The sequence below is a fragment of the Pseudomonas schmalbachii genome (genome assembly GCF_017589465.1).
In the GTDB taxonomy this organism is placed as follows: domain Bacteria; phylum Pseudomonadota; class Gammaproteobacteria; order Pseudomonadales; family Pseudomonadaceae; genus Pseudomonas; species Pseudomonas schmalbachii.
In genome coordinates this window covers 336544-361053 of sequence record NZ_JAELYA010000006.1, presented here as the reverse complement: position 1 = coordinate 361053, position 24510 = coordinate 336544, and the positions used below count along the sequence as shown (strand labels likewise).

At 64.8% G+C, this 24510-nt stretch carries 19 protein-coding genes; 14 read left to right on the top strand and 5 right to left on the bottom strand.

The genetic code is table 11. The annotated features are described in order from the left end of the window. Positions 1–16: 16 nt before the first annotated feature. Genes JFY56_RS17095 through JFY56_RS17085 form a run of 3 tightly spaced genes read right to left on the bottom strand, consistent with a single transcriptional unit; the run spans position 17 to position 3122 of the window. A complete protein-coding gene (locus JFY56_RS17095) occupies positions 17–949 on the bottom strand; it encodes a VOC family protein (protein WP_208315154.1) in 933 nt (310 codons plus the stop codon). A gap of 59 nt (positions 950–1008) precedes the next feature. Further along, a complete protein-coding gene (locus JFY56_RS17090; RefSeq protein ID WP_208315153.1) occupies positions 1009–1524 on the bottom strand; it encodes a flavin reductase family protein in 516 nt (171 codons plus the stop codon). Positions 1525–1547: 23 nt separating this feature from the next. Further along, positions 1548–3122 (bottom strand): 4-hydroxyphenylacetate 3-hydroxylase N-terminal domain-containing protein, encoded by a 1575-nt coding sequence (locus tag JFY56_RS17085; protein ID WP_208315152.1) that lies wholly within the window; start codon positions 3120–3122, stop codon positions 1548–1550. 665 nt (positions 3123–3787) lie between these two features. Between JFY56_RS17085 and torT the strand changes: the two genes are divergently transcribed. The 4 genes from torT (at position 3788) to JFY56_RS17065 (ending at position 8522) form a co-directional block, all read left to right on the top strand. Further along, entirely contained in the window at positions 3788–4861 is a 1074-nt protein-coding gene (gene torT, locus JFY56_RS17080) for a TMAO reductase system periplasmic protein TorT (RefSeq protein ID WP_208315151.1), read from the top strand. Positions 4862–4877: 16 nt separating this feature from the next. Continuing rightward, on the top strand, positions 4878–6389 hold the full coding sequence (locus tag JFY56_RS17075; RefSeq protein WP_208315150.1) for a sugar ABC transporter ATP-binding protein: 1512 nt from the start codon (positions 4878–4880) through the stop codon (positions 6387–6389). A gap of 7 nt (positions 6390–6396) precedes the next feature. Then, positions 6397–7428, top strand: coding sequence for an ABC transporter permease (locus JFY56_RS17070; RefSeq protein WP_208315149.1), 1032 nt, complete (start codon positions 6397–6399; stop codon positions 7426–7428). 296 nt (positions 7429–7724) lie between these two features. Continuing rightward, positions 7725–8522 (top strand): outer membrane protein OmpK, encoded by a 798-nt coding sequence (locus JFY56_RS17065; RefSeq protein WP_208315213.1) that lies wholly within the window; start codon positions 7725–7727, stop codon positions 8520–8522. Positions 8523–8821: 299 nt separating this feature from the next. On the opposite strand, the gene JFY56_RS17060 is transcribed toward JFY56_RS17065, so the two are convergent. Beyond that, a complete protein-coding gene (locus tag JFY56_RS17060; protein ID WP_208315148.1) occupies positions 8822–9565 on the bottom strand; it encodes a Mut7-C ubiquitin/RNAse domain-containing protein in 744 nt (247 codons plus the stop codon). A 704-nt stretch (positions 9566–10269) separates the two neighbouring features. On the opposite strand from JFY56_RS17060, the gene peaA reads away from it, so the two are divergent. The 4 genes from peaA to peaD all read left to right on the top strand — a co-directional run bounded on the left by peaA (position 10270) and on the right by peaD (position 14772). Then, positions 10270–11787, top strand: coding sequence for a quinohemoprotein amine dehydrogenase subunit alpha (gene peaA / locus JFY56_RS17055; protein ID WP_208315212.1), 1518 nt, complete (start codon positions 10270–10272; stop codon positions 11785–11787). Positions 11788–11859: 72 nt separating this feature from the next. Next, a complete protein-coding gene (peaB, locus tag JFY56_RS17050) occupies positions 11860–13290 on the top strand; it encodes a quinohemoprotein amine dehydrogenase maturation protein (protein ID WP_208315147.1) in 1431 nt (476 codons plus the stop codon). A gap of 1 nt (position 13291) precedes the next feature. Further along, entirely contained in the window at positions 13292–13615 is a 324-nt protein-coding gene (qhpC, locus tag JFY56_RS17045) for a quinohemoprotein amine dehydrogenase subunit gamma (protein WP_208315146.1), read from the top strand. Positions 13616–13644: 29 nt separating this feature from the next. Next, positions 13645–14772: a quinohemoprotein amine dehydrogenase subunit beta gene (gene peaD / locus JFY56_RS17040; RefSeq protein WP_208315145.1), complete on the top strand. Its 1128-nt coding sequence runs from the start codon at positions 13645–13647 to the stop codon at positions 14770–14772. Positions 14773–15165: 393 nt separating this feature from the next. On the opposite strand, the gene qhpR is transcribed toward peaD, so the two are convergent. Beyond that, a complete protein-coding gene (gene qhpR, locus JFY56_RS17035; protein ID WP_208315144.1) occupies positions 15166–16185 on the bottom strand; it encodes an AraC-like transcriptional regulator QhpR in 1020 nt (339 codons plus the stop codon). A 530-nt stretch (positions 16186–16715) separates the two neighbouring features. On the opposite strand from qhpR, the gene JFY56_RS17030 reads away from it, so the two are divergent. From JFY56_RS17030 to accC, 6 genes are all read left to right on the top strand, one after another. Continuing rightward, entirely contained in the window at positions 16716–18527 is a 1812-nt protein-coding gene (locus JFY56_RS17030) for a DUF1302 domain-containing protein (RefSeq protein ID WP_408004422.1), read from the top strand. Between the two features lie 15 nt (positions 18528–18542). Then, positions 18543–19916 (top strand): DUF1329 domain-containing protein, encoded by a 1374-nt coding sequence (locus tag JFY56_RS17025; RefSeq protein WP_208315142.1) that lies wholly within the window; start codon positions 18543–18545, stop codon positions 19914–19916. Positions 19917–20214: 298 nt separating this feature from the next. Then, positions 20215–22026 (top strand): protein-disulfide reductase DsbD, encoded by a 1812-nt coding sequence (locus JFY56_RS17020; protein WP_208315141.1) that lies wholly within the window; start codon positions 20215–20217, stop codon positions 22024–22026. Positions 22027–22181: 155 nt separating this feature from the next. Next, positions 22182–22625 (top strand): type II 3-dehydroquinate dehydratase, encoded by a 444-nt coding sequence (gene aroQ / locus JFY56_RS17015; RefSeq protein WP_208315140.1) that lies wholly within the window; start codon positions 22182–22184, stop codon positions 22623–22625. 21 nt (positions 22626–22646) lie between these two features. After that, positions 22647–23111: an acetyl-CoA carboxylase biotin carboxyl carrier protein gene (gene accB / locus JFY56_RS17010; protein WP_208315139.1), complete on the top strand. Its 465-nt coding sequence runs from the start codon at positions 22647–22649 to the stop codon at positions 23109–23111. A gap of 17 nt (positions 23112–23128) precedes the next feature. Continuing rightward, positions 23129–24478, top strand: coding sequence for an acetyl-CoA carboxylase biotin carboxylase subunit (gene accC, locus JFY56_RS17005; RefSeq protein ID WP_208315138.1), 1350 nt, complete (start codon positions 23129–23131; stop codon positions 24476–24478). Positions 24479–24510: the final 32 nt, after the last annotated feature.

The following is a 24510-nucleotide window of genomic DNA, read 5'->3' as shown; positions in this document are numbered from 1 at the left end:
TGGCGCCCGCAAACGCTTATTCGAAGAAGTCCTGCGGCGGTTCCATGCCCCACTGGGTGGTCTGGTCCGCGGTGCCGTTGAAGGTGCCCGGCTGGAAGGTCGAATCGCACACGTCACCATCGGTGTAGTGCTCGATGCGGAAGCCGAACGGGTCCTTCCAGTAGTCGAAGATCTGGCTGCCGAGCAGGTGGCGGCCGACGCCGACGTCCAGCGTCCAGCCCTGCTGCACGAGGAAGTCGTGGGCGCACATCACGGCGTCGAGGTCTTCCACTTCGAACGAGCAGTGGTGCACGCCGACCCAGTCGGACTGCAGCACCAGCAGGCAGTGGTGATCGACCAGCTCGGCGCCACGGTCGAGGCGCAGGAAGGTGCCGACCACCGGACCTTCCTCGCCTGGCGGCAGGAAGTAGTCGGACGGCAGCAGGTTGAAGCGTTCGTTCAGCCACTTCACCGATTCGTCATGGCTGGTCACGTGCAGGACGAAGTGGCCGAGGCGGGTGACCTGGCACGGCGACGTCTGTACGCGGATCGAGGCGTTGATGCGTTCCTTGGAGCGCGCCGCGTTGAAGCGATGGCGGTCGCGGGTCGGCAGCGGCTCGGCGCGCTCGCGGCCATGGATCGCGCGGATCTCGAAGCCGTCGGGCATGGTCATGCGCACCTGCTGACCGCCGCCCGGTTCGCTGGACGGTTCCACCGCCGAGGAGCCTGCGAAGCCGGCCAGTTGTTCCAGGTCGGCACGGGATTCCACTTCGAAGGTGGCGCCGACGAAGCGCGCCTTCTCGCCCTTGCGGGAGACGTGGATGTGGTGCTGCTGGCCGGCGCCGCGCATGTACAGCTCGGCGTCGTTGCGCACGGCGCGGGTCAGCCCGAAGTCGGTGAGGAACCGCTCCGACAGGTCCAGGTCCGGCGACTCGTAGGTCACCTGAACAACATCAATCACTCTGGCCATGATCGTTCACTCGAATAAAACAGGGCCCGCCGGGGCAGGGCCCTAAAGGGGAATCGCTGTCAGCAGGCCTGGGCCAGCTCGGAGTAACGGCCGCCGTGGAACAGCAGCGGCTTGACCGGCTGCTCCGCGACTTTCAGCTTCTGCACCTCGCCGACGAACAGCGTGTGGTCGCCGCACGGGTAGGCCTCGACCAGGCGGGTCACCAGTTGCACGTTGGCGCCGGCGACTACCGGCAGCTCGCCCATCTGTTCGAACTGCGGCTGGTGCGCGGGGGTCGGCTTGCCGGCGAAGTGCTGGCTGGTGTCCACCTGCTCGTTGCACAGGATGCTGATGCCGAAGCCGCCAGCGGCCGGGATCTTCTCGTGCATGCGCGCGGTGCAGGCCACCGAGACCAGCACCAGTGGCGGCTCCAGCGAACCGGACATGAAGGCGTTGGCGGTCATCGCGTGGGCCTCGCCGTCCACTTCGGTGGTGATCACCACCACGCCGGTGGCGAACTGGCCCATGGCGTTGCGGAAGGTGCGGGAATCGAAGTCTTCCGGCGCTTCGTTGGAAACTGACAGCTTGACGGACATTGTTGTTTTCTCCGGCTCGGGTTTCAGCGCTTGGTCAGGATGCTGACGTCGTCGGGGTTGATCAGGTCCGGCACGGTCCAGCCGTTCAGGTCGTACTCGTCCATCGCGGTCTGGGCGAAGGCCTGGCAGTTGGCGAGCATGCCGGTGCCGCGGGCGGCGAACAGGTTGGTCTGGCGGGTCACGTCGTTGGAGCCGATGTAGTTGATCTCGTACAGCTCGTGACGGGCGCCGAACTCGGTGCCGATGGCGTCCCACAGCATCTTCATCACCTTCACGCGCTCTTCGGCGCTGGCGCCGCCCGAGCCACGGGCATAGGTGTCGAGGTAGCCGCGGATTTCCGGGCTCTTGAAGTCGGCGGTGTGCGAGTTCAGGTAGATCAGGCCGGACGCGACGGTCTGCTCGATGATGTTCTTGATCTTCGGCATGGCGATCTGGTTGAGCACTCGGTACGCGCCGGCGAAGTGCGGGTCGGGACGGATCATGCCGTTCCACGGCATCGCGCTCTTGGCCATGGCGTCGGACAGCGCCCAGAAGGCGTTGCGCCAGGCGATGACTTCACCGAGCTGCGACTGCACGCCGTGGAAGGTGCTGGCGCCGGTGATTTCCAGGGCGCGGCTGTAGAGGCCGACGAGGAAGTCCATCTTCACCGCGAAGCGGGTGCAACCGTGCAGCGAGGCGCGCTCCAGGTAGCCGGAGCCGGTGTTGTAGGCGTTGGCCTGCTTCAGGTTGTTGTGGATGAACACGTTCTCCCAGGGCACGAACACGTTGTCGAGCACGAGGATGGCGTCGTTCTCGTCCAGGCGGCTGGACAGCGGGTAGTCGAACGGGCTGCCGAGTACGGCGGCGCGCTGTTCGTTGGAGATGCGCGAGAGCAGCTTCACGCCCGGCGCGTTGGTCGGGGTGATGAATACCGGGCAGTAGGCCGGGTCCTGGAAGGCGACCGGACCGACGTGGCCGATGAAGGTGTAGTGGGTCAGGGCGGAAGCGGTGGCCACCACCTTGGCGCCGGTCACGTAGATGCCCTTGTCATCTTCCTTGACCACGCGGATGAACACGTCCTTGCCGGCGTCCGGACCTTTGTCGCGGTCGACCGGCGGATTCATGATGGCGTGGTTGATGAACCAGGTCTTTTCCTGGGCCTTGCGGTACCAGTTCAGCGCGTTCTGCTCGTAGCCTTCGTAGAAGCCGGCGTTGGCGCCGAGGGTGCCGAGGAAGCAGCCTTTATAGTCCGGCGAACGGCCCATCCAGCCCCAGGCGATCTTCTGCCATTCGGCGATGGCATCGCGGGAGGCGACCTGCTCGGCGACGTTGTTGGCCGCGCGGTAGAAACGATGGGTGAAGCCGCCCCATTCGGTGGGAACGGTGAGGATGTCCTTGCGCGCCGGATCGTGCAGGGCATCGTACATGCGGGCGATCATGCGGGCGGAGTTGCGGAAGGCCGGGTGCTCGGCGACGTTCTTCACGCGCTCGCCATAGATCCAGACTTCGCGGCCGTCATTCAGGCTTTCCAGATATTCCTTCCCGGTGAACGGGATGAAATCCTTGTTTACTGACTTTTGGGAAGTTCCCAGGCTGAGTTCGGGAGTATCGATAGTCATTTTATTAGAACTGCCTCTGCAAATATTCAGATGGGGCGAAGTCTGGATCGCTCGCGCAAATATCCGTTTGCGATATGTCAATCGAAAGCCGGTTCCGGCTGTGCTGCGACTCAAGTATTAAAAGCCCGGGTCATAAACGTCGAATGATTTTTTCGGGGCATCTCCATAACCAACAGGCTATGACTGCCGCGGGCAGATCCTGAAGTGCGTGGAAGTGCAGTGGCGGCGCGCTCTTCCGCATATGCGCGATGCACTTCCTGCAATTCGCACAAGGCATCGGGTCGATGCATTTCGTGCATTGCCGAGGGCTGCATGGCGGCTATGCGAGCCATGCATGGCGGGGCTTTCGTGTGTTTCGGGGGTCGATGAACGGTGCCGGGAATTCTGACTTGAATCAGGCCATTGCCAACGGGTTATGTCGGATCATCAAAAAAGTCATTAGATATCGGCTTGTTCGAAATCTATAAATTTGCACAAGCGGCAATCATTTCCGCCGCGCCCATCGATATCTCCGGTTATACGGTTTATTTGCGAGTATTCCGGCAGGAAGCCCACGTCTCCCATTAGAAATTGCCTTTCTCGATTGCATCGATAAGTTCATGCAATTGGCTGGCGCGCGAGTGGGAATACCCTCCCTTTTAAATAAAAACTTTGCAGGGTTTTTTATGGCTACCAAGATCAACAATAAATCCGCGATTTCCGCTGTGGCGCTCGGACTGCTGCTGGCGGCTCCGCTGGCGAGCCACGCAGCCGACTGGTTCCCGCTGAAGGTGATGTCCCTCGACGAGCAGTCGAAGGCCACGGAAGTCGACTACCAGCCTCTGGAAAAGGCCAGCAAACCCCTCAAGCTCTGCGTTTCCTTCCCGCACATGAAGGATGCCTTCTGGCTTGCCGCCAACTACGGCGTGGTCGAGGAGGCCAGGCGCCAGGGCGTGGCCGTGCAGGTGCTCGACGCCGGCGGCTTCACCGCGCTGAACAACCAGATTTCCCAGGTCGAGAACTGCGTCGCCGGTGGCGGCAACGCGGTGATCCTCGGGGCGATTTCCGAGGAGGGCACGGCCAACCTGGTCGCCGAACTGGCGCAGAAGAACATCCCGGTGATCGATGCCTTCAACGGCGTGAAGTCCGACAAGATCGCCGCCCGCGTCCTGACCAGCCCGCGCAACGAAGGCCTGCGCGCCGGCCAGTTCCTCGCCGCCCAGCACCCGGCCGGTTCGCCCGCCGTGCGCGTGGCCTGGTTCCCCGGCCCGGCCGGCGCCGGCTTCGTGCAGCTGTTCAACGAAGGCTTCAACGAAGCGATCAAGGGCAGCGCCATCGAACTGGTGGAAACCAAGTACGGCGACCTCGGCAAGGAGGTGCAGTCGCGCCTGATCGAGGACGTGCTGCAGACCCACAAGAACATCGACTACATCGCCGGCGGCGCGGTGACCGCCGAAGCCGCTGTGCCGGTGCTGCGCGCGCGCGGCCTGGCCGGCAAGACCAAGGTGGTCTCGGTGTACCTGACCCCGGGCGTGTACCAGAACCTCGCCGGTGGCCGCATCGAGGCTTCCGGCATGGCGCCGGTGGTACTGACCGCGCGCATCGCGGTGGACCTGGCGGTACGCGCCGCCGAAGGCCAGCCGCTGATGAAGAATGTCGAGCCGATCGGCAGGGTCTTCGCCAAGGGCGACGCCAAGCAGATTCCGCTGGGCGACGCGCTGGCGCCGAACGGCTTCAAGCCAGTGTTCACCGTGAAGTAAAGGCGGGTTTTCGATCATGAATATGGCAGTCCAGGCCCTCGCGGCCAGAACGCCACGCCTGCAGTGCCGCGGCATCGGCAAGCGTTATCCCGGTGTCGTCGCGCTCGACGATGTCAACTTCGAGGTGTTGCCCGGCGAAGTCCACGTGCTGTTCGGCGAGAACGGCGCGGGCAAGTCGACGCTGATCTCGATCATCGCCGGGGCGAACAAGGGCGACGGCAAGCTGATGCTCGACGGTCGCGAAGTCGACCTGCAGTCGGTGCAGCATGCGCGCAGCCTGGGCATCAGCGCGGTGTTCCAGGAGTTCTCCCTGGTGCCGCAGATGTCGGTGGCGGACAACCTGTTCCTCGGCGCGGAGAAGACCCATGGCGGTCGTCTCGCCCGCGGCGAGATGCAGCGCAAGGCCCGCGAGGCGCTGGACAGCCTGGGTTTCGATATCGACCCGCATACGCTGGTGCAGGACCTGACCCGCGGCGAGCAGCAGATGGTGGAAATCTGCAAGGCATTCCAGCACGAGCTTTCCGTGCTGATCCTCGACGAACCCACCGCCTCGCTCACCGAGAACGAGAAGGACAAGCTCTTCGCCCTGGTGCGCAAGGCCAAGGCGAACGGCGTCGGCATCATCTACATCAGCCATCGCATGCACGAGCTGCAGGAGATCGGCGATCGCATGACCATCCTGCGCGACGGCCGCCTGGTGGCGACCGTGCCGGCGAGCATCGGGCATGACGATCTGGTCGAGCTGATGACCGGCCGCCAGGTCGAGCAGGTCTATCCGCACATGGATACCCTGCCCGGCAAGGAAGTGCTGCGCATCAGCGGTCTGCATACCCGCAGCGGCCTGGTGTGCGGTGCTGACCTGACCGTGCGCGCCGGGGAGATCGTCGGCATTGCCGGCCTGGTCGGCTGCGGCAAGTCGGAAGTCGGCCGCGCCTGCTTCGGCGTCGAGCGCATCGCCGCCGGCGAAATCCTCTACAAGGGCCAGCCCTTCGTCGCCCGCCATCCGCAGGAGGCGCTGCGCGCCGGGATCTTCTACCTGACCTCGGACCGCAAGAACGAGGGCCTGCTGCTGCAGCACGCCTGCCGCGACAACCTTTCGCTTAGCGCCCTGCACCGCAAGCCGGTGGCGCGTGGCTGGTGGTTGCACAAGGGCAGCGAGCGCAGCTGGTCGGCGGAACTGGCCGAGCGGGTGGGCTTCCCCTCCGCGCGCCTGGACCGCAATGCCCACGAGTTTTCCGGCGGCAACCAGCAGAAGGTGCTGCTGGCCAAGGGCCTGACCCAGCCGACCGACCTGTACATCTTCGATGAGCCCACCGTCGGCGTCGATGTGACGACCCGTGCGGCCATCTACCGGTTCTTCAAGGAACTCTGCGAGGCGGGAGCCGCCATCCTGCTGATTTCTTCGGATCTCAGCGAAGTCATGAACCTGTCCCGGCGCCTGTACGTCATGCGCGAAGGCCAGGTAGCCGCCGAACTCACCGGCAGCGACATCAACGAACAAAGCGTCCTCTCGCACTTCTTCGAGTAATGCAGCTATGACTACCCTGACCCAAGCCGGGACCGCGTCCCGCGGCAACGCCCTGCGCCGTTTCAACCACCTGGTGTTCGTGAAGATCGGCGTGCTGCCCCTGATCCTGGTGGCCGCCTGCCTGTTCTTCGCCACCCAGAGCAGCGAATTCCTCAGCGGCGACAACATCCAGAACGTCGCCCGCCAGTCGGTGTACCTGGTCATCGTCGCCCTGGCGCAGATGGTCGCGCTGGTGGTCGGCGGCCTCGACCTTTCCGTCGGCAGCGCCATGGCGCTGGCCTCGGTGGTCGGCGCCACGGTGATGGCCGCGGTGTTCGCCGCCTTCCCGGATGCACCGGGCCTGGCCATCGCCGCCGGCATGGGCGCCGGCTGCCTGTCCGGTATCGCGGTCGGCGCGCTGAACGGCTTCGGCATTTCGCAGTTCCGCGTCCCGCCGTTCATGATGACCCTCGGCACCTCGTCGATCGTCTTCGGCCTGACCCTGTTCATCACCGGCGGCACCCCGGTCTACGGCATGCCGGGCGACTTCGGCGAGGTCTTCGGCTTCGGCTCGCTGCTCGGCATTCCGGTGCCGGTGCTGTTCGCCCTGGTGCTGATCGTCGCGCTGTACCTGGTGATGAACTGGACCCGCTTCGGCCGCCACATCTACGCCACCGGCGGCAACGCCCGCGCCGCCGAGCTGTCGGGCATCCGCACCGCCCGCGTGCAATTCGCCTGCTACCTGATGGTCGGCGTGATCACCGCCATCGCCGGCCTGCTGCTGACCGCCCGCCTGGACACCGGCGAAGCCAACCTCGGCGCGGACATGCCGCTGCAGTCCATCGCCGCCTGCGTGATCGCCGGCGTCAGCCTGAGCGGCGGCCAGGGCCGGGTCGGTGCCGTGGTGCTCGGCGCGCTGTTCATCAACCTGGTGCAGAACGGCATGAACCTGATCGGCATCGGTGCCTACACCCAGACCATCGTCCTCGGTGTGCTGCTGATCCTCGCCGTGATGGCCGACCGCATCCGCCAGCGCGTGATTCTCGCCGGCAACAACTGATCGGCGTGGAAGGGCTGTCCCGCGTGGGGGCGGCTCCTTTCCGCACGGATTCCCCACATCGCGAAATCCCGCGGGAGCAAACGGGAGCAGGGATTTTCGCGTCCTGGAGAAGGGGACGGACGAGGGGGAAACCCTCGCCCGGAATTCCGCCAGGGCAGGCACAAGAAACAAAAGCCAATTCGTTCACTGCCTAGCGTCATCACAATAAATACGAGGCGAGCATGAGAAGCAGTTTTTCCCTGGTTGCATTTTTAGGAGCACTGGCCGCCAGCTCGGCGGTCCTGGCAGATGAGAAGATGCCGCTGGCGCTGTACAACCCGCCGCCGGCCGACGTCGAGGAACTCGGCACGGTCGGCCAGGCCAGGTCGGCGTCGCCGCTGCTGTTCATGGACAACAGCATTACCTACCTGTGGGGCAAGGACTTCCAGGTCGATCCGCATATCCAGCAGACCGTGACCCTGGAGCACTTCAGCCTGTGGAACTGGGGCGATGTGTTCGCCTTCGTCGACAACACCTGGTTCAACGGCGGCAAGAGCATCAACGGCAGCCACGCCTACTACGGCGAGCTGACCCCGCGCTTTTCCATCGGCAAGCTGAGCGGCCGCGACCTGTCGTTCGGCCCGGTCAAGGATGTGCTGCTGGCGACCACCTACGAGTTCGGCGAAGGCGACGTGGAAACCTTCCGCTTCGGCCCCGGCTTCGACCTGGCGATCCCCGGCTTCGACTTCTTCAAGCTGAACTTCTACTACCGCATGCCGCAGGGCAACCGCTCGCCGGATGGCGTCTGGCAGGTGGTGCCGGCGTGGAGCACCCACTTCCCGGTGGGCAAGTCGGACATCATCCTCGACGGCGTGATCCACTGGGCGGTGAACAGCAAGGACGCCGAGACGCCGAACCAGCAGAGCTACCACAAGAACCTGCACATCAACCCGCAGGTGAAGTACGACCTCGGCAAGGCGCTCGGCTCCGAGCCGCGCAAGCTGCTGGTGGGCATCGAGTACGACTACTGGTCGAACAAGTACGGCATCGAGGACAGCAAGTTCTTCGATACCAACCAGAGTGCGACCAGCCTGCTGCTGCAGTACCACTTCTGATATGCCACGGGCCCCTCGGGGCCCGTTTTCATTTCCACCAACGGTTGGCGCGTAGGTTGGCGCTGAGCTTGCGAAGCCCAGCATTGCCGGGTGCATTGTTGGGCTTCACTGCGTTCAGCACCAACCTACATGGCATGCCCTGCAAATGCGGCTGTGGAGCAGCCTGTATTTCGCGGGCATGGTTCGCTCCTACAGGAATTTGCCTTAGCTCCGGGTCATCCGTAGGAGCGGGCCATGCCCGCGAAACGTCGTTGAGGGAGCCGCTGGCGCTGAGCGCAGCGAAGCCCAACATTCTTCCCTCAATGCAAATCCAGCAACGGCGCCAACAGCGCCCGCATGCTGCGCCAGTGCGACCCCTCCCAATACACCCGGCGGCAGGCATCGCAGAACAGGAAGTGCGAGTAGAGCCGGGCGACCTGTGGCGGCACGTGCGGGCGCGCCTGCTCCACGGGAATCTCGTGCAGCGGCAGGTTGCAGTGCAGGCAGCGGCTGAACGGCCGCGCGCTGCGGGCTAGGTCGAGGCGTTCGAACAGCTCGCGCAACTGCAGCGACGGCTTGATCGCGTGCAGGTAGCAGCCGTGGTTGATGATCCGCCGCTTGAGCAGCTCGCGGTCGCGGGTCAGCACGATGCGGCCCTGGCGGGCGGCGAGCTCGGCGATCTGGCTGTCCTCGAAATGGTTGTCGTGCAGGGTGTCGAAACCGCACATGCGCAACAGGCTGGCCAGCCCGCCGAGGTGCGCGTCGGCGACGAAGCGCAGCACCCGCAGCGGATGGGCGTTCACCTTGAGCAGCGGGTTGATGTTCGGCACCTCCAGCCGCGGATAGACGGCGAGGCGGTCGCCATCGAGGATCATCCGCTCGAAGCCGACCGACTCGCCGTTGAGCAGCACCAGCTCGACTTCCGTATGCGGCACCCCGAGCGCCTCGATCATGTGCTTCACCGTGGCCGCCTGCGCGCAGGCGCAGGTGAACACCTGCCGACGCCGCGCGGCCGGCAGGAAGTCGTTGAGTTCCTCGTAGAAGCGGAATGTGGCGCTGACCATGGGGACAAGTATGGCAGGCGGATATTGGGCGGGAGGGGGAGAGGAGACTGGCCGGAGTTGCCGGTTGGCACGATATGCATCCCGATGCCGTCATACCCCCTCTCCCTCTGCGAGAGGGCAGGGGTGAGGGCGTCACAACACCGGTGCTTCCCAAGGGGCGGGCTTGCTACGCCTGCTCCCCAAGCTTGTGCCGCGCCGCATACAGACAGACCATCTCCATCTCCATCTCCATCTCCAGCGTCGCACCGGCCAGCGCGGTGATCTCGGTGCTGTCGTAGGGCCTCGATTCGAGCGGTGTCGATTTGGCGTAGGGCGGGTGAAACCCGCCATTTATCGAGTGGATTGGCGGGTTGCACCCGCCCTACGAATCCCTCGTAGCCGCGTTCCTGTGATCGCTTCGAGTCTGGCCGATGTTGCCCCGCACGTTGCGTCAATGGCTTGTCCGTACCCGCCAGCAGGCTTGCCACTCGCCGCCAGCGCCCGGCGGCCCGGAGCGGTCGTCGGATGGCGGGAAATGACAAGCCGACTGGTCACGCGATGACAAGTTGCCTGGCGGCGGCTTCCGTAGCATCCGGACCAGGCCCGCAGCGCCGGCTGGCGGTGGGCACCCAACAAGAACAACGTCTGGAGCTTTGTCCGTGAACAGCAACCGATTCCGCTACTACCTCGGCGCCAGCGCACTGGCGGTGGCCATCGCCGCGGTGATGCAACCCCCGGCGGCCCAGGCGGCTACCGATGGCGCCGCCCTGCTCAAGCAGAACTGCCAGGGCTGCCATACCCCGGAAGGCGAAAATGGCCTGAGCCGCATCAGCCAGCAGCGCAAGACGCCGGAGGGCTGGGTGATGACCATCGCCCGCATGCAGATCATGCATGGCCTGAAGATCGCCGATGACGACCGCCGCGAGCTGGTGAAATACCTGGCCGACACCCAGGGTCTGGCGCCGAGCGAGACCGATGGTATGCGCTACGCCATGGAGCGCCGTCTGAACACGGTGGAAAAATTCGATCCGCTGGTCGCCCAGATGTGCGGCCGCTGCCACTCCGGCGCGCGGGTGGCGCTGCAGCGGCGTCCGGCGGAGGAGTGGAATCACCTGGTCGATTTCCACGTCGGCCAGTTCGCGACCCTCGAATACCAGACCAAGTCCCGCGACCGCGACTGGCTGGGTATCACCCGCAGCAAGATCGTGCCGGCCCTGGCCGAGCAGTACGCGCTGGACAACCCGGCCTGGGGCGACTGGCAGAAGCAGCGTCCGCAGGCTGCCAGCCTGGCCGGGCAGTGGAGCTTCAGCGGACACATGCCGAGTCGCGGCGACGTACGCGGGGTGATGACGGTCAAGCCCGACGCGGGCGACCAGTTCGCCGTGCAGGTCAAGGGCCAGTATGCGGACGGCACGCCGTTCGATGGCGAGGGCAGCGCGGTGCTGTTCAGCGGCTACGAATGGCGCGCCAACCTCAAGGTTGGCGATGTCGCCATGCGCCAGGTGTTCAGCGCGCTCAATGGCGAAATGAAGGGCCGCATGTTCGAGACCGAGCACGACGAGCGTGGCCTCGATATCACCGCCGCCAAAGAGGGCCAGAGCAAGTTGCTCGCCGTGCAGCCGGGCTACCTGAAGGCCGGCAGCGAGGCCGAGCTGACCCTGGTCGGCAGCGATCTTTCCGGCAAGCCGGATCTCGGCGCGGGCGTGGAAGTGCTGCAGGTGCTGGAGCAGTCGCCGCAGAAGGTCCGCGTCAAGGTCAAGGCCGCCGCCGATGCCGTGGCCGGTGTGCATGAGGTCAGCGTCGGCGCGGCGAAGGGCGCCAGTCTCGCGCTGTACAAGGACATCGCCGAAGTGAAGGTGGTGCCGGAGTTCTCCGTGGCGCGGGTCGGTGGCAACGGCGGTTCGACGCCGAAGGTGCAGGGCCGCTTCGACGCCGAAGCCTGGGGCAAGGGCGCCGACGGCCAGCCGTACCGAATCGGCGTGTTCCCGGCGAAGTGGTCGGTGGAGCCGTTCGACAAGCAGGCCCACGAGGACCAGGACGTGAAATTCGCCGGCCTGATGGACGCCGCCAGCGGCGTGTTCGTGCCGGGCGACGCCGGCCCCAACCCGCAGCGCAAGAAGACTGGCAACAACGCCGGCAACCTCAAGGTGGTCGCGGCGGTGGAGGAGGGCGGCAAGTCGCTGAAGGGCGAGGGCCAGATGATCGTCACCGTGCAGCGCTGGAACAACCCGCCGATCCCGTAAGCCGGGGATCGGACAGAACCTGAGTGCCCGCTGTGTGCGGCGGGCTGATTACAAGAGTTCCGGGAGATTGCCATGGGCGCCATCCTCAATCTGGTCGAACGCAACCTGCATGAAGTGCAGGTCGACGCCGACCGCCTGTTGTTCCACATCCCCAGTTCGTCGCTGTTCGCCAGCGACGAACTCACCGGCGGGATCATCGATGCCCTGCGCGGGCAGGCCTGCTCGCCGGAAGAACTGGCGCAGCGTCTGAACGGACGCTTCGCCAACACCGAAATCGACGAAACCCTGCGCGAGTTGATCGCGCTGGAAGTGGTCAGCGACGGCTCGCCGCTGACCCCGGAAATCGGCACGAAAAGGGTCGAGCGCACCGCACTGAATACCGTGGTGCTGAACGTCAACACCGGCTGCAACCTGAGCTGCACCTACTGCTACAAGGAAGACCTGGACAAGCCGTCGGCCGGCAAGAAGATGGGCGCGGAAACCGCCGAGGCTTCGGTGGAAATGCTCATCAAGGAGTCGCCGGACGAACAGCGCTACACCGTGGTGTTCTTCGGCGGCGAGCCGCTGTCCAACCGCCCGCTGATCGAGCATATGGTCGACTACTGCGAGCGGCGTTTCGGCGAGCTGGGCAAGCAGGTGGACTTCGTCATGACCACCAACGCCACGCTGCTCACCGAAGAGATCGTCGACTACCTCAACAAGCACCGTTTCGGTTTGTCGGTCAGCATCGACGGGCCGAAGACCGTGCACGACCGCAACCGCATCACCGTGGGCGGGCAGGGCACCTACGATGTGGTGCGGCGCAAGGCCGACATGCTGCTGTCGCGCTACAACAGCCGCCCGGTGGGTGCGCGGGTGACGTTGACCACCGGCGTGACCGATGTGGAGACGATCTGGGATCACCTGTTCAACGAACTGGGTTTTGCCGAAGTCGGTTTCGCGCCGGTCACTTCAGGCGATATCAGCAGCTTCAACCTCACCCACGACGAGCTGGAGCAGGTCTTCGCCAACATGAAGGCACTGGGGCGGCGCTATCTCGACGAGGCGCTGCAGGGCCGCAATATCGGCTTCTCCAACCTGCACCAGCTGATCACCGACATCCACGAAGGGCACAAGAAGGCGCTGCCGTGCGGCGCCGGGCTGAAGATGCTGGCGGTCGATCACAAGGGCGAGCTGAATCTCTGCCACCGCTTCACCGGCTCCTCGCTGCCGACCTTCGGCAACGTGCACAGCGGGGTGAAGCAGGTCGAGCTGAACGACTTCCTCTCCCAGCGGCTGGATCGCAGCAACACCGGCTGCAACACCTGCCGCATCCGCAACCTCTGCTCCGGCGGCTGCTACCACGAGAGCTACGCCCGCTTCGGCGATCCGGCGCATCCCGTTTACCACTACTGCGAACTGATGCGGGACTGGGTCGACTTCGGCATCGAGGTCTACAGCCGGATCATGACCCACAACCCCGGATTCATCGACCGCCATATCACTCCGCGGAAGGCGCACTGACATGAAACATCTCAAGGCAATCAACAACAAGGCCCAGATTCTGGAACAGGCCGCCGCCGAAGACCGCATCGAGGAAGTGGTGGCGATGAGCAGCGTCGCCGGCTGCACCACCAGCACCGACCCGGGGTGGGAGATCGACGCCTTCGGCGGCGTCGCCTCGCTCTGCCAGCCGATGGAATCCGACCTCTACGGCTGCTCCGACCCCTGCTGGTGGCCGGCGCAGGTGCCGGACATGATGAATACCTACCCGGACTGGAACAAGGATGCCGCCGATTCCGCCTCGAACTGGCGCAACCTCAGCACCGTCTTCCCGAAAGACCACTGACCGGCGAACCGCAACCAAGGGGAAATGCAATGAAGCTGCAAACCATCGGCACCCTGGCAACCGCCTTCGCCGGCCTGGCACTGGCCGCCTCCGTGCAGGCGGCGAACGATTCCGCTGTGGCGCTCAAGGCCGGCCACGAGTATCTGGTCGCCGTGAACTATCCGGGCAATCTGAACGTCGTCGATATGGGCACCGATACGCTGTACAAGCAGTGCAAGCTGCCCGGCGCGTTCGGCCCGGGCTCGTTCCAGATCTCGCCCGACCGCAAGATCGCCTACATCCTGACCGACCACTTCGGCGCCCTCTACGGCATCGAGCTGGACACCTGCAAGACCACCTTCCATGCCAAGCTGGCGCTGCAGCCGGGCGAGCGCGCGCGGGCAATCTATTCCGTCGCGGTGAGCCAGGATGGCAAGGAGGTCTACAGCGCGGTGAACCCGACGCTGCTGCTGAACGATCGCTACAAGGTGGAAGACTCGCGCCTGCAGGTCTACGCCACCGACGGCGGCATGGACGCCAAGCCGGTCCGCACCTTCCCGGTGCCGCGGCAGATCTCCGGGATGATTGCGGCCGACGACGGCAGCCTGTACATGGTCGGCCCGGATATCTACCGGATGGACGTGAAGAGCGGCAAGTACGACGTCGCCATCCCCTCGCGCAACTGGCAGCGCCCGCTGTACAGCCCGCCGGCACTGGTGACCGCAGGCGGCGTGTACCAGAACTACCTGCACAAGCTGGAGATTCACTACAACACGGCGAAGTTCAAGGACGAGAAGCGCAACCTGGCCGAGGCGAAATTCCTCTACGGTTCCTTCACCGTCGACCTGGCCACCGGCAAGACCAGCACCGAGGACTTCGGCCCGCTGACGGAGGTGTATTCCTCGACCATGCGCTCGCCGAAGAACCCGGACCTGATGTACGGCGTGTTCAACCGCCTGGCCAAGTTCGACGCCAGGGAGAAGAAGCTGCTCAACGCGGTGGACATCGACCACACCTACTACACCCTCAGCCTGAACAAGGCCGGCAGCAAGGTATACATCGCCGGCGGCTACAACGACATCGCGGTGTACGACGCCGACAGCCTGAAACGCACCGGCCAGGTGCATCTGCCGGGCGGCGACATGGGGTTGTCGGGGTTGCAGGTGTTCATTCGCTGAGCGATCGGAGGGGCTGGCGATGGTGGAAAACGCTTCGCGGTTTTCCACCCTACGGATTGTCCCGCGAGTGCGGAAATCCAATTGCGTAGGGCGGGTGAAACCCGCCAAATTGGCACGGCGCAGATGGCGGGTTGCACCCGCCCTACGGTCATGCAGGAGCAACCGTCCTGTGGCCGAGGGGCTTTTTGTAGGAGCCAGCTTGCTGGCGATCCCAGAACCACCGGCAAGCACAAAGTAGCCAGTTGGCTCGAATGATCGCCAGCAAGCTGGCTCCTACAGGTACACCCACCGATAGGGCTGCGTAGGGCGGGTGAAACCCGCCAAATTGGCATGACGCGGGTGGCGGGTTGCACCCGCCCTACGAGTGATGGGAAACGCAGGCGCGTTGCAGACTCAGCCGACCAGCCGCCGCTGCGTCTGCTGCCGGTACTGCTTGGGCGATGTCTCGGTCCAGCGCCGGAACGCGCGGCTGAACGAGCTGGTTTCGTTGTAGCCGAGCAGCGCGGCGATCTCGGTGATGTTGCGGTCGCTGTTGGCCACGTAGTCGAGCGCCTGGTGGCGGCGGATTTCCTCGACCAGTTCGTTGAAGTCCATCTGCAGCATCTGCAGGCGCCGCTGCAGGGTGCGCGTGCTCATGCACAGGCTCTGGGCGATCTGGTCCTGGCCGATCCGTCCGCTGGGCAGGTTGGCGACGATGGCCTGGGCGATGCGTGACGGCAGGTCGCTGCTCGCCAGGCGCTTCTTGCGCTGTTCCTCCAGGGCCGTCAGCAGGGTACGGAACAGCCGTGGGTCGGCGCTGACCAGCGGCAGGTCGAGAATCTCCACCGGCCAGACGATGCGGTTGGTGGCGCAGTCGAACGACAGCGGGCAACCGAACAGCTCCTTGTGCAGGCTGATGTCGTCCGGGCGCGGGTGTTCGAACTCGACTGAATGGGGGGTGACCGTTTTGCCGGTCAATTGACGTATCAGGCAGTGGAAGCGCGCGATGGCGAGCTCCGAGTCCTGGCGGCGCTGGATCACGGTCGGATCGATGGTCTGGTAGTGCAGCGACACCTGCTGCCCCTCGATCTGCCAACTGATCTCCACCCCCTGGCAGCACACCACGAAATAGTTGCTCAGGCACTCCAGCATCGCCCGGACGTCGCCAGCGCAGCGCACCGCCGCGCCGAATACGCCGAACGAACCGAACAGGCCGACTTCCGACTCGGCCAGGGCAACGCGCAGGCCTATCGACGGATCGCCGGCACGGCTGATCACTTCGAGCAATTCGACGAAGTTGGCGTTGGGGATTTCCAGGTCGGGATCGTCCAGCGCTTCCTCGCCCAGGCCGATAGCAGCCAGATGCGGCTGGAAGATCTCGCGATGATGCTTGAAGAACGTCTCGGTGAAGAAGGTGAACGTCGGAACGGACATAACGGGACACCTGCACAGCTTTTGTATTTGTTCTTGCCCGAGGTCCGTCGTTGACGGCCTTCGGACTGCCTCCATCAGGTGCAACGATGGTCACCGAATCGCGCTGGCGCGGTCAAGTTTGGGGCAGGGCCCACCCATCGTTTCGTCTGCACCTCCATGGCATTGAATTCATGGGCAATTCATGTGCCATGCGGGTGATTTTCCGCTCTTTCGGCCTCCCACCCTTGTCGGGTAGGGCTGGCGGCTGATGACAAAAACTATGGCGCTCGCTGGCGAGTCGCAGGGGGTTGCCACTTGCGATCTTAGAGGCACGGAAGTTCGCCGGATTCGAGGGGAGCGCTTGCCGCAACGGCAGCGAACTGCCTGCGAAGTTCCGATCACGCTGTCCAGGCGGGGTGGAATCGGTCACGGCGCTGCACGGTCATTCGCGGCAGCGCCGGTATGGCCGGAAAGCACCTCGCTCGTTGGGAAAACACAGACAAGAAAGGCGGTCCGCCTGCGTCGGAACCCGCCACCTTTGGAGCGTAGCAATGAATACAGTGATGTCTGAGGGCAGGTTCCATCGAAGTCTCCTGGCCATGGCGCTGACCGCAGCGGCCAGCGCACCCGCAGGCGCGGTGGATTTCAGTATCGGGGAGATCCAGGGGCAGTTCGACTCGTCGCTGTCCGTGGGCGCCAGCTGGCAGACCCAGTCGGCAAGCCAGGACCTGATCGACGCGAGCAACGGCGGTAACGGCCAGTCCTCCAGTAACGATGACGGTCGCCTCAACTTCAAGAAGGGCGAGACGTTCTCGAAGATCTTCAAGGGCCTGCACGACCTCGAACTGCGTTACGGCGACACCAGCGCCTTCGTGCGCGGCAAGTACTGGTACGACTTCGAGCTGAAGGACGAACACCGGCCGTTCAAGGATATCGACGACAGCGGCCGCGACCGCCTGGCCAAGTCCTCCGGCGCGGAGTTCCTCGACGCCTTCATCAACCAGAACTACGAGCTGTTCGGCCAGCGCGGCAACGTGCGCCTCGGCAAGCAGGTGGTGAGCTGGGGCGAGAGCACCTTCATCGGCAACTCGATCAACGTGGTCAACCCGATCGACATCTCCGCCGTGCGCCGTCCGGGCGCGGAGCTGAAGGAAGCGCTGCTGCCGGTCAACCTGATCTACGCCTCCCAGGGCATCACCGACTCGCTGAACGTCGAGGGCTTCTACCAGATCGAGTGGGACCACCACGCCCTCGACAACTGCGGCACCTTCTTCGGCAACGATGCGGCGCCGAAGGGTTGCAACGACAACTTCAACAGCGTGTTCGGCGGCCTGGAGGACGACCCGACCCTGCTGGCGGCTGCCCAGGCGGCCGGCCTCGACTATCGCACCACCAGCAGCGGCGAAGGGCTGATCGTGCCGCGCACCAAGAACCGCGATGCACGCGACGGCGGGCAGTTCGGCCTGGCGCTGCGCTGGCTGAACGAGGACACCGAATACTCGGCCTACTTCGTCAACTACCACAGCCGTTCGCCGCAGCTGGGCACGCACACCGCCAGCGGCGTGGTGAACTACATCAACAGCCCGGCCTTCGCCAACGCGCTGCCGGACCCGTCCGCGTTCGCCCCTGCGGCGATGATGACGGCCCTCGGCACGGGCAGTTATTTCCTGGAATACCCGGAAGACATCCGCCTCTACGGCCTGGCCTTCGCCACCACGCTGCCCACCGGCACCGCCTGGAGCGGCGAAATCAGCTACCGGCCGAACGCGCCGGTCGGCTTCAACAGCAACGTCACCGCCGCGGCCATGCTCAACCCGGTGTTCCTCGACCTCACCGGCTCCCCGGCGACGACCGCCATCGACTCGGTGGAAGGCGCGGACAACAAGGGCTACCGCCGCAAGGAAGTCACCCAGGCGCAGACCACCTTTATCCACCTGTTCGACCCGATGCTCGGCGCCAACTCGCTGACCCTGCTCGGCGAGGTCGGCGTGACCCATATCGGCGGCCTGGAACGCCTCAGCGAGGTCTACTACGGCCGCGACACCGTATACGGCGATTTCGGTCCGAACAGCCGCCACGGCTTCTTCACCAGCACCTCCTGGGGCTACCGCACCTACGCCGAACTGTCCTACGACAACCTGATCGCCGGCTGGAACGTCAAGCCGAACGTGGCGTTCTCCCACGACGTGGATGGCTACGGCCCGGTGTTCAACGAAGGCTCCAAGGCAGTCGGCCTCGGCATCGACGCCAACTACCGCAGCACCTACACGGCGAGCCTGGCGTACACCAACTACTTCGACGGCGATTACAACACCAACATCGACCGCGACAACATTTCGCTCAGCTTCGGCGTGAACTTCTAAGGTGGGGATTTCGACATGCGCACACTGATCAAGAAATCGGCGGTATTGGCCGCCAGCCTGCTCGCCGCCCAGATCGCCATGGCCGGCGTCAGCGCCGATGAAGCGGCGAAGCTCGGTACCACGCTCACTCCGCTCGGCGCGGAAAAGGCGGGCAACGCCGACGGCAGCATCCCGGCCTGGACCGGCGGCCTGCCGAAGAACGCCGGCGCGGTGGACGCCAAGGGCTTCCTCGCCGATCCGTTCGCCGGCGAGAAGCCGCTGTTCGTCATCACCGCCGCCAACATGGCGCAGTACAAGGACAAGCTGAGCATCGGCCAGGAGGCGATGCTCAAGCGCTACCCGGACACCTACAAGATGCCGGTCTATGCGACTCATCGCAGCGTCACGGTGCCGGACAGGATCGCCGCCGGCGCCAAACAGTGCGCGCAGTCGGTGGAAGAGATCAACGGCGGCGCGGGCCTGAAGAACTTCGCCGAATGCGGCCGCCTGTACGCCTTCCCGCTGCCGAAGAACGGCGTCGAGGTGATGTGGAACCACCTGACCCGCTACCAGGGCGACAACTTCCGCCGCATCGTGGTGCAGATGACCCCGCAGACCGATGGCTCCTTCACCCCGGTGCGCTTCGAGGAAGACCAGGTCTACCCGCACCTGCTGGCCGACTACGACGCCGACAAGATGCGCAACATCATGTACTACGCCAAGCAGCGGGTGACCGCTCCGGCGCGCCTCGCCGGCCAGGTCACGCTGGTCCACGAGACCATCGACCAGGTCGCCGAGCCGCGCCTGGCCTGGGTCTACAACGCCGGCTCGCGCCGCGTGCGGCGTGCCCCGCAGGTTGCCTACGACGGTCCGGGCTCCGCTTCCGACGGACTGCGTACCGCCGACAACTACGACCTGTTCAACGGCGCCCCGGACCGCTACGAGTGGAAGCTGATCGGCAAGAAGGAGATGTACATCCCCTACAACAGCTACAAGCTGGAGTCGCCCAATCTGAAGTACTCGGACATCGTCAAGCCCGGCCACATCAACCAGGACCTGACCCGCTACGAGCTGCACCGCGTCTGGGAAGTCGAGGCGACCGTCAAGCCGGGTGCGCGCCATATCTATGCCAAGCGCCACATGTATTTCGACGAGGACAGCTGGCAACTGGCCGAGGTCGATCACTACGACGGCCGCGGCCAACTGTGGCGGATCGCCGAAGGCCACTCGCTGTACCGCTACGACCAGCAGGCGCAGTTCTACGCTGTGGAAACCCTCTACGACCTGATCGCCGGCCGCTACGTGGCAGGCGGCCTGCGCAACGAGGAACGGCAGAACATGACCTTCGGCTTTACCGCCAAGGCCGGCGAGTTCACGCCTGCCGCCCTGCGTGGTGATGGCTTGCGTTGAAGTGAGGATGTGACTGCCCGATCTCCGCTCCGGATCGGGTTCCCTTGCAGCTCGGCATCTGCCCCGGATGCCGGGCTTTTTTCATGATCGGGCGGGCCATGTTCCGGGAGTGGGGCGACGAGATTGTCCACAGGCTCCGCCCATCGGTACGCCATTCTCTGCGACCTGATGTCGCATCTGGGGCGGCGCGGGGCTGATCGCCGCGCTCAGGTTTTGTCACACAAGCCGCCGCGCCGGAGGCGCCCGCTTCCGGCGCTTTCCGCTATCATGCGGCCATTCCACTGTCCGCGAGTTCTTCATGCGCCGCCTGCTGACCCTGATCCTGCTGTTGGTCGTCTTGCCCGCCAGCGCTGGCCTTTTCGACAAACCGACCACCCCGGCAGGCGGGATCGGCGCGGTCAGTTCCGCCAAGGGCGATTTCCTTCCGGTCGCCGAAGCCTTCCGCCTCAGCGTCGAGGACAGCAGCAGCCAGACGGTGCGCCTGCGCTTCATCAATGCCGACGGCTATTACCTCTACCGCCACCGCCTGAAGTTCCAGGTCGATCCGGCCGACATCGGCGTGGGCGAGGTGCAACTGCCGCCGGGCAAGAAGCACCATGACGAATACTTCGGCGACACCGAGGTGTACTACGCGATCACCGATATCGAGGTGCCGCTGAACAACCCGCAGAAGCGCCCGTTCACCCTGCTGGTCACCTACCAGGGCTGCGCCGACAAGGGCCTCTGCTATGCGCCGGAAACCGCGCGGGTGAGTGTCGCCGACGGGATGCAGGCGACGGTGCTCAGCGGCCCGGCGAAGGCCCTGGCGCCGGCTGCCGGCCGGAATGGTTCGAGCGGCGGCGGGCTGGACAAGGGCATCCTGTTCTTCTTCCTTGCCGGCCTCGGCCTGACCTTCACGCCCTGCGTGCTGCCGATGCTGCCGATCCTCTCCGGGGTAGTCCTGCGCGGCCGTCCGGGCGGCATGCGCGGGCTGACCCTGTCGCTGGCCTACGTGCTGCCGATGGCCGCCTGCTACGCCGTGCTCGGCGCGCTGATGGGCATGTTCGGCGCCCAGCTCAACCTGCAGGCGATGCTGCAGTCGCCCTGGGTGCTGGTGCCGTTCGCGGCGTTCTTCGCGCTGTTCGCCGTGGCCATGTTCGGCGTCTTCGAACTGCGCCTGCCTGCCTTCGTTCGCGACCGCCTCGACCACATGGCGTCCGGCGCCCGTGGCGGCTCCATCGCCGGCGCGGCGACCCTCGGCGTGCTTTCCAGCCTGCTGGTGTCGCCCTGCGTGTCGGCGCCGCTGGCCGGCCTGCTGCTTTATATCAGCAGCACCGGCGATGCCCTGGGCGGCGGCCTGAAGCTGTTCGCGCTCGGCATTGGCATGGGCACGCCGCTGGTGATCTTCGGCGCCGGCGGTGGTGCACTGCTGCCCAAAGGTGGTGCATGGATGACCGGCGTGCGCAACTTCTTCGGCGTGCTGCTGCTCGCCGTGGCGGTCTGGCTGCTGGAGCGGGTCGTTCCCGGTCCGCTGGCGCTGACCCTGTGGGGCACGCTCGCCGGCGGCATCGCCATCGCCCTCGGCACCCTTGAGCTCGGACCGAAGAAACCGCTGCAGCGCGGCTCGCAGCTGATCGGCCTGATGCTGCTGGTGTACGCCGTGGCGGCCTGGGCTGGCGCCTTGCGCGGCGAGTCCGACCCGCTGCGTCCGCTGGGCCATTCCGGCCCGTCGATCACTACAGGTCCCGCGGCCTCGGCTCCGGGCGAGTGGATGAATGTCACCACGCCGAACCAGCTCAATGGCGCGTTGTCCGAGGCCAAGGCTGCCGGCAAGCCGGTGCTGCTCGACTGGTACGCCGACTGGTGCATAAGTTGCAAGATCATCGAGCGTCAGGTGCTGCCGGCGCCCGAGGTGCAGTCGCAACTGGCGGGATACCGTCTGTTGCGCTTCGACATGACCGCCAGCACCGAGGAGCAGCGGAGCCTGCTCGATCGCTACAAGCTGTTCGGCCCGCCGGCGCTGTTGTTCTTCTCGGCGCGAGGCGACGAATGGAGCGATCTGCGCATCATCGGTGAAACCGACGCCGCGACCCTGGCCGCACGCCTGTCCGAGGCCGGTTCGCGCCGCTGATCCGATCGGCGGTCGGCAGAAAGGTTTTTGTCGCAATTGTCAGGCAATATGTCGGCATCTACGGCTAACTACGTGTGACTGGACAGTCAGTCCGGGTTTCCGGCATAGTCCCGGGCCAGTTTTCCACCAGCCAGAACACAGAGACGAGAATCCAGATGGCGACCCTACTGGTTTTGCATGGTCCGAACCTGAATCTGCTGGGAACCCGCGAGCCCGGCGTCTACGGCGCGGTCACCCTCGACCAGATCAACCAGGACCTGGAGCGCCGCGCCCGCGAGGCCGGCCATCACCTGCAGTACCTGCAAAGCAACGCCGAGTACGAATTGATCGACCGCATTCATGCCGCGCGCGGCGAAGGCGTGGACTTCATCATCATCAATCCGGCCGCTTTCACACATACAAGTGTCGCGCTACGTGACGCATTGCTCGCAGTGAGCATCCCATTCATCGAAGTGCACCTGTCCAACGTGCACAAGAGAGAACCATTCCGGCATCACTCCTACTTCTCCGACGTGGCGGTAGGGGTGATCTGCGGTCTCGGCGCCACAGGCTACCGCCTGGCCCTTGAATCCGCCTTTGAACAACTTGAACGCCCGTGACCTCCTGGGAGTGCGAAGCTAATGGACATCCGTAAAGTCAAGAAACTGATCGAACTGCTCGAAGAATCCGGTATCGACGAGCTGGAAATCCGCGAAGGCGAAGAGTCGGTACGCATCAGCCGCCACAGCAAGACCGCTGCCCAGCCGATCTATGCCGCTGCTCCGGCCTATGCTCCGGCTCCGGCCGCCGCTCCGGTCGCCGCTGCTGCCCCGGCCGCCGAAGCCGCTGCTCCCGCGGCTCCGGTACTGAACGGCAACGTCGTGCGTTCGCCGATGGTCGGCACCTTCTACCGTTCGCCGTCGCCGAGCTCGCCGTCCTTCGTCGAAGTCGGCCAGTCCGTGAAGAAAGGCGACATCCTCTGCATCGTCGAAGCGATGAAGATGATGAACCACATCGAAGCCGAAACCAGCGGCACCATCGGTGCGATCCTCGTGGAAAACGGTCAGCCGGTTGAATTCGACCAGCCGATGTTCACCATCGTTTAAGGCACAGGGAGTTCCCGATGCTGGAAAAAGTGCTGATCGCCAACCGTGGCGAAATCGCGCTGCGCATACTGCGCGCGTGCAAGGAGCTAGGGATCAAGACGGTGGCGGTGCACTCCACCGCCGACCGCGAGCTGATGCATCTGTCGCTGGCCGACGAAGCGGTGTGCATTGGCCCGGCCCCGGCCGGCCAGTCGTACCTGCACATCCCGGCGATCATCGCCGCGGCTGAAGTCACCGGTGCCAACGGCATTCACCCGGGCTACGGCTTCCTCGCCGAAAACGCCGACTTCGCCGAGCAGGTCGAGCGTTCGGGCTTCACGTTCATCGGTCCGACCGCTGACGTGATCCGCCTGATGGGCGACAAGGTTTCCGCCAAGGACGCCATGAAGAAGGCCGGCGTACCGACCGTGCCGGGTTCCGACGGTCCGCTGCCGGAAGACGAGGAAACCGCCCTGGCGATCGCTCGCGAGGTGGGTTACCCGGTGATCATCAAGGCCGCCGGTGGCGGCGGTGGTCGCGGCATGCGCGTGGTCCACGACGAAGAGGACCTGATCAAGTCGGCCAAGCTGACCCGTACCGAAGCCGGTGCCGCGTTCGGCAACTCCATGGTCTACCTGGAGAAGTTCCTGACCAACCCGCGTCACGTGGAAGTCCAGGTTCTCTCCGACGGCCAGGGCAACGCCATCCACCTCGGCGACCGCGACTGCTCGCTGCAGCGCCGTCACCAGAAGGTGCTGGAAGAAGCGCCTGCCCCGGGTATCGATGAGAAGGCCCGCCAGGAAGTGCTGGAACGCTGCGTCCGGGCGTGCATCGAGATCGGCTACCGTGGCGCCGGCACCTTCGAGTTCCTCTACGAGAACGGCCGCTTCTACTTCATCGAGATGAACACCCGCGTTCAGGTGGAGCATCCGGTGTCGGAGATGGTCACCGGTATCGACATCGTCAAGGAAATGCTGCGCATCGCCTCGGGCCAGAAGCTGTCGATCAGGCAGGAAGACGTGGTGATCCGTGGTCACGCGCTGGAATGCCGGATCAACGCCGAAGACCCGCGGACCTTCATGCCGAGTCCCGGCACGGTCAAGCACTTCCACGCTCCGGGCGGCAACGGCGTACGCGTCGATTCGCACCTGTACAGCGGCTATGCGGTTCCGCCGAACTACGATTCGCTGATCGGCAAGGTCATCGCCTACGGCAAGGATCGCGACGAAGCGCTGGCGCGCATGCGCAATGCGCTCGACGAGCTGATCGTCGACGGCATCAAGACCAATACCGATCTGCACAAGGATCTGGTCCGCGATAAAGAGTTCTGCAAGGGCGGTGTGAACATCCATTACCTGGAGAAGAAACTGGGTATGGATAAGCACTGATATCCTCGCAAGAGCTATCATGTGCACCCTGA

Bases quoted from the DNA above. Each gene is read 5' to 3' on its own strand.
- JFY56_RS17095 (WP_208315154.1), bottom strand. From the start codon at position 949: ATGGCCAGAGTGATTGATGTTGTTCAGGTGACCTACGAGTCGCCGGAC.
- JFY56_RS17090 (WP_208315153.1), bottom strand. From the start codon at position 1,524: ATGTCCGTCAAGCTGTCAGTTTCCAACGAAGCGCCGGAAGACTTCGAT.
- JFY56_RS17085 (WP_208315152.1), bottom strand. From the start codon at position 3,122: ATGACTATCGATACTCCCGAACTCAGCCTGGGAACTTCCCAAAAGTCA.
- torT (WP_208315151.1), top strand. From the start codon at position 3,788: ATGGCTACCAAGATCAACAATAAATCCGCGATTTCCGCTGTGGCGCTC.
- JFY56_RS17075 (WP_208315150.1), top strand. From the start codon at position 4,878: ATGAATATGGCAGTCCAGGCCCTCGCGGCCAGAACGCCACGCCTGCAG.
- JFY56_RS17070 (WP_208315149.1), top strand. From the start codon at position 6,397: ATGACTACCCTGACCCAAGCCGGGACCGCGTCCCGCGGCAACGCCCTG.
- JFY56_RS17065 (WP_208315213.1), top strand. From the start codon at position 7,725: ATGCCGCTGGCGCTGTACAACCCGCCGCCGGCCGACGTCGAGGAACTC.
- JFY56_RS17060 (WP_208315148.1), bottom strand. From the start codon at position 9,565: ATGGTCAGCGCCACATTCCGCTTCTACGAGGAACTCAACGACTTCCTG.
- peaA (WP_208315212.1), top strand. From the start codon at position 10,270: ATGCAACCCCCGGCGGCCCAGGCGGCTACCGATGGCGCCGCCCTGCTC.
- peaB (WP_208315147.1), top strand. From the start codon at position 11,860: ATGGGCGCCATCCTCAATCTGGTCGAACGCAACCTGCATGAAGTGCAG.
- qhpC (WP_208315146.1), top strand. From the start codon at position 13,292: ATGAAACATCTCAAGGCAATCAACAACAAGGCCCAGATTCTGGAACAG.
- peaD (WP_208315145.1), top strand. From the start codon at position 13,645: ATGAAGCTGCAAACCATCGGCACCCTGGCAACCGCCTTCGCCGGCCTG.
- qhpR (WP_208315144.1), bottom strand. From the start codon at position 16,185: ATGTCCGTTCCGACGTTCACCTTCTTCACCGAGACGTTCTTCAAGCAT.
- JFY56_RS17030 (WP_408004422.1), top strand. From the start codon at position 16,716: ATGAATACAGTGATGTCTGAGGGCAGGTTCCATCGAAGTCTCCTGGCC.
- JFY56_RS17025 (WP_208315142.1), top strand. From the start codon at position 18,543: ATGCGCACACTGATCAAGAAATCGGCGGTATTGGCCGCCAGCCTGCTC.
- JFY56_RS17020 (WP_208315141.1), top strand. From the start codon at position 20,215: ATGCGCCGCCTGCTGACCCTGATCCTGCTGTTGGTCGTCTTGCCCGCC.
- aroQ (WP_208315140.1), top strand. From the start codon at position 22,182: ATGGCGACCCTACTGGTTTTGCATGGTCCGAACCTGAATCTGCTGGGA.
- accB (WP_208315139.1), top strand. From the start codon at position 22,647: ATGGACATCCGTAAAGTCAAGAAACTGATCGAACTGCTCGAAGAATCC.
- accC (WP_208315138.1), top strand. From the start codon at position 23,129: ATGCTGGAAAAAGTGCTGATCGCCAACCGTGGCGAAATCGCGCTGCGC.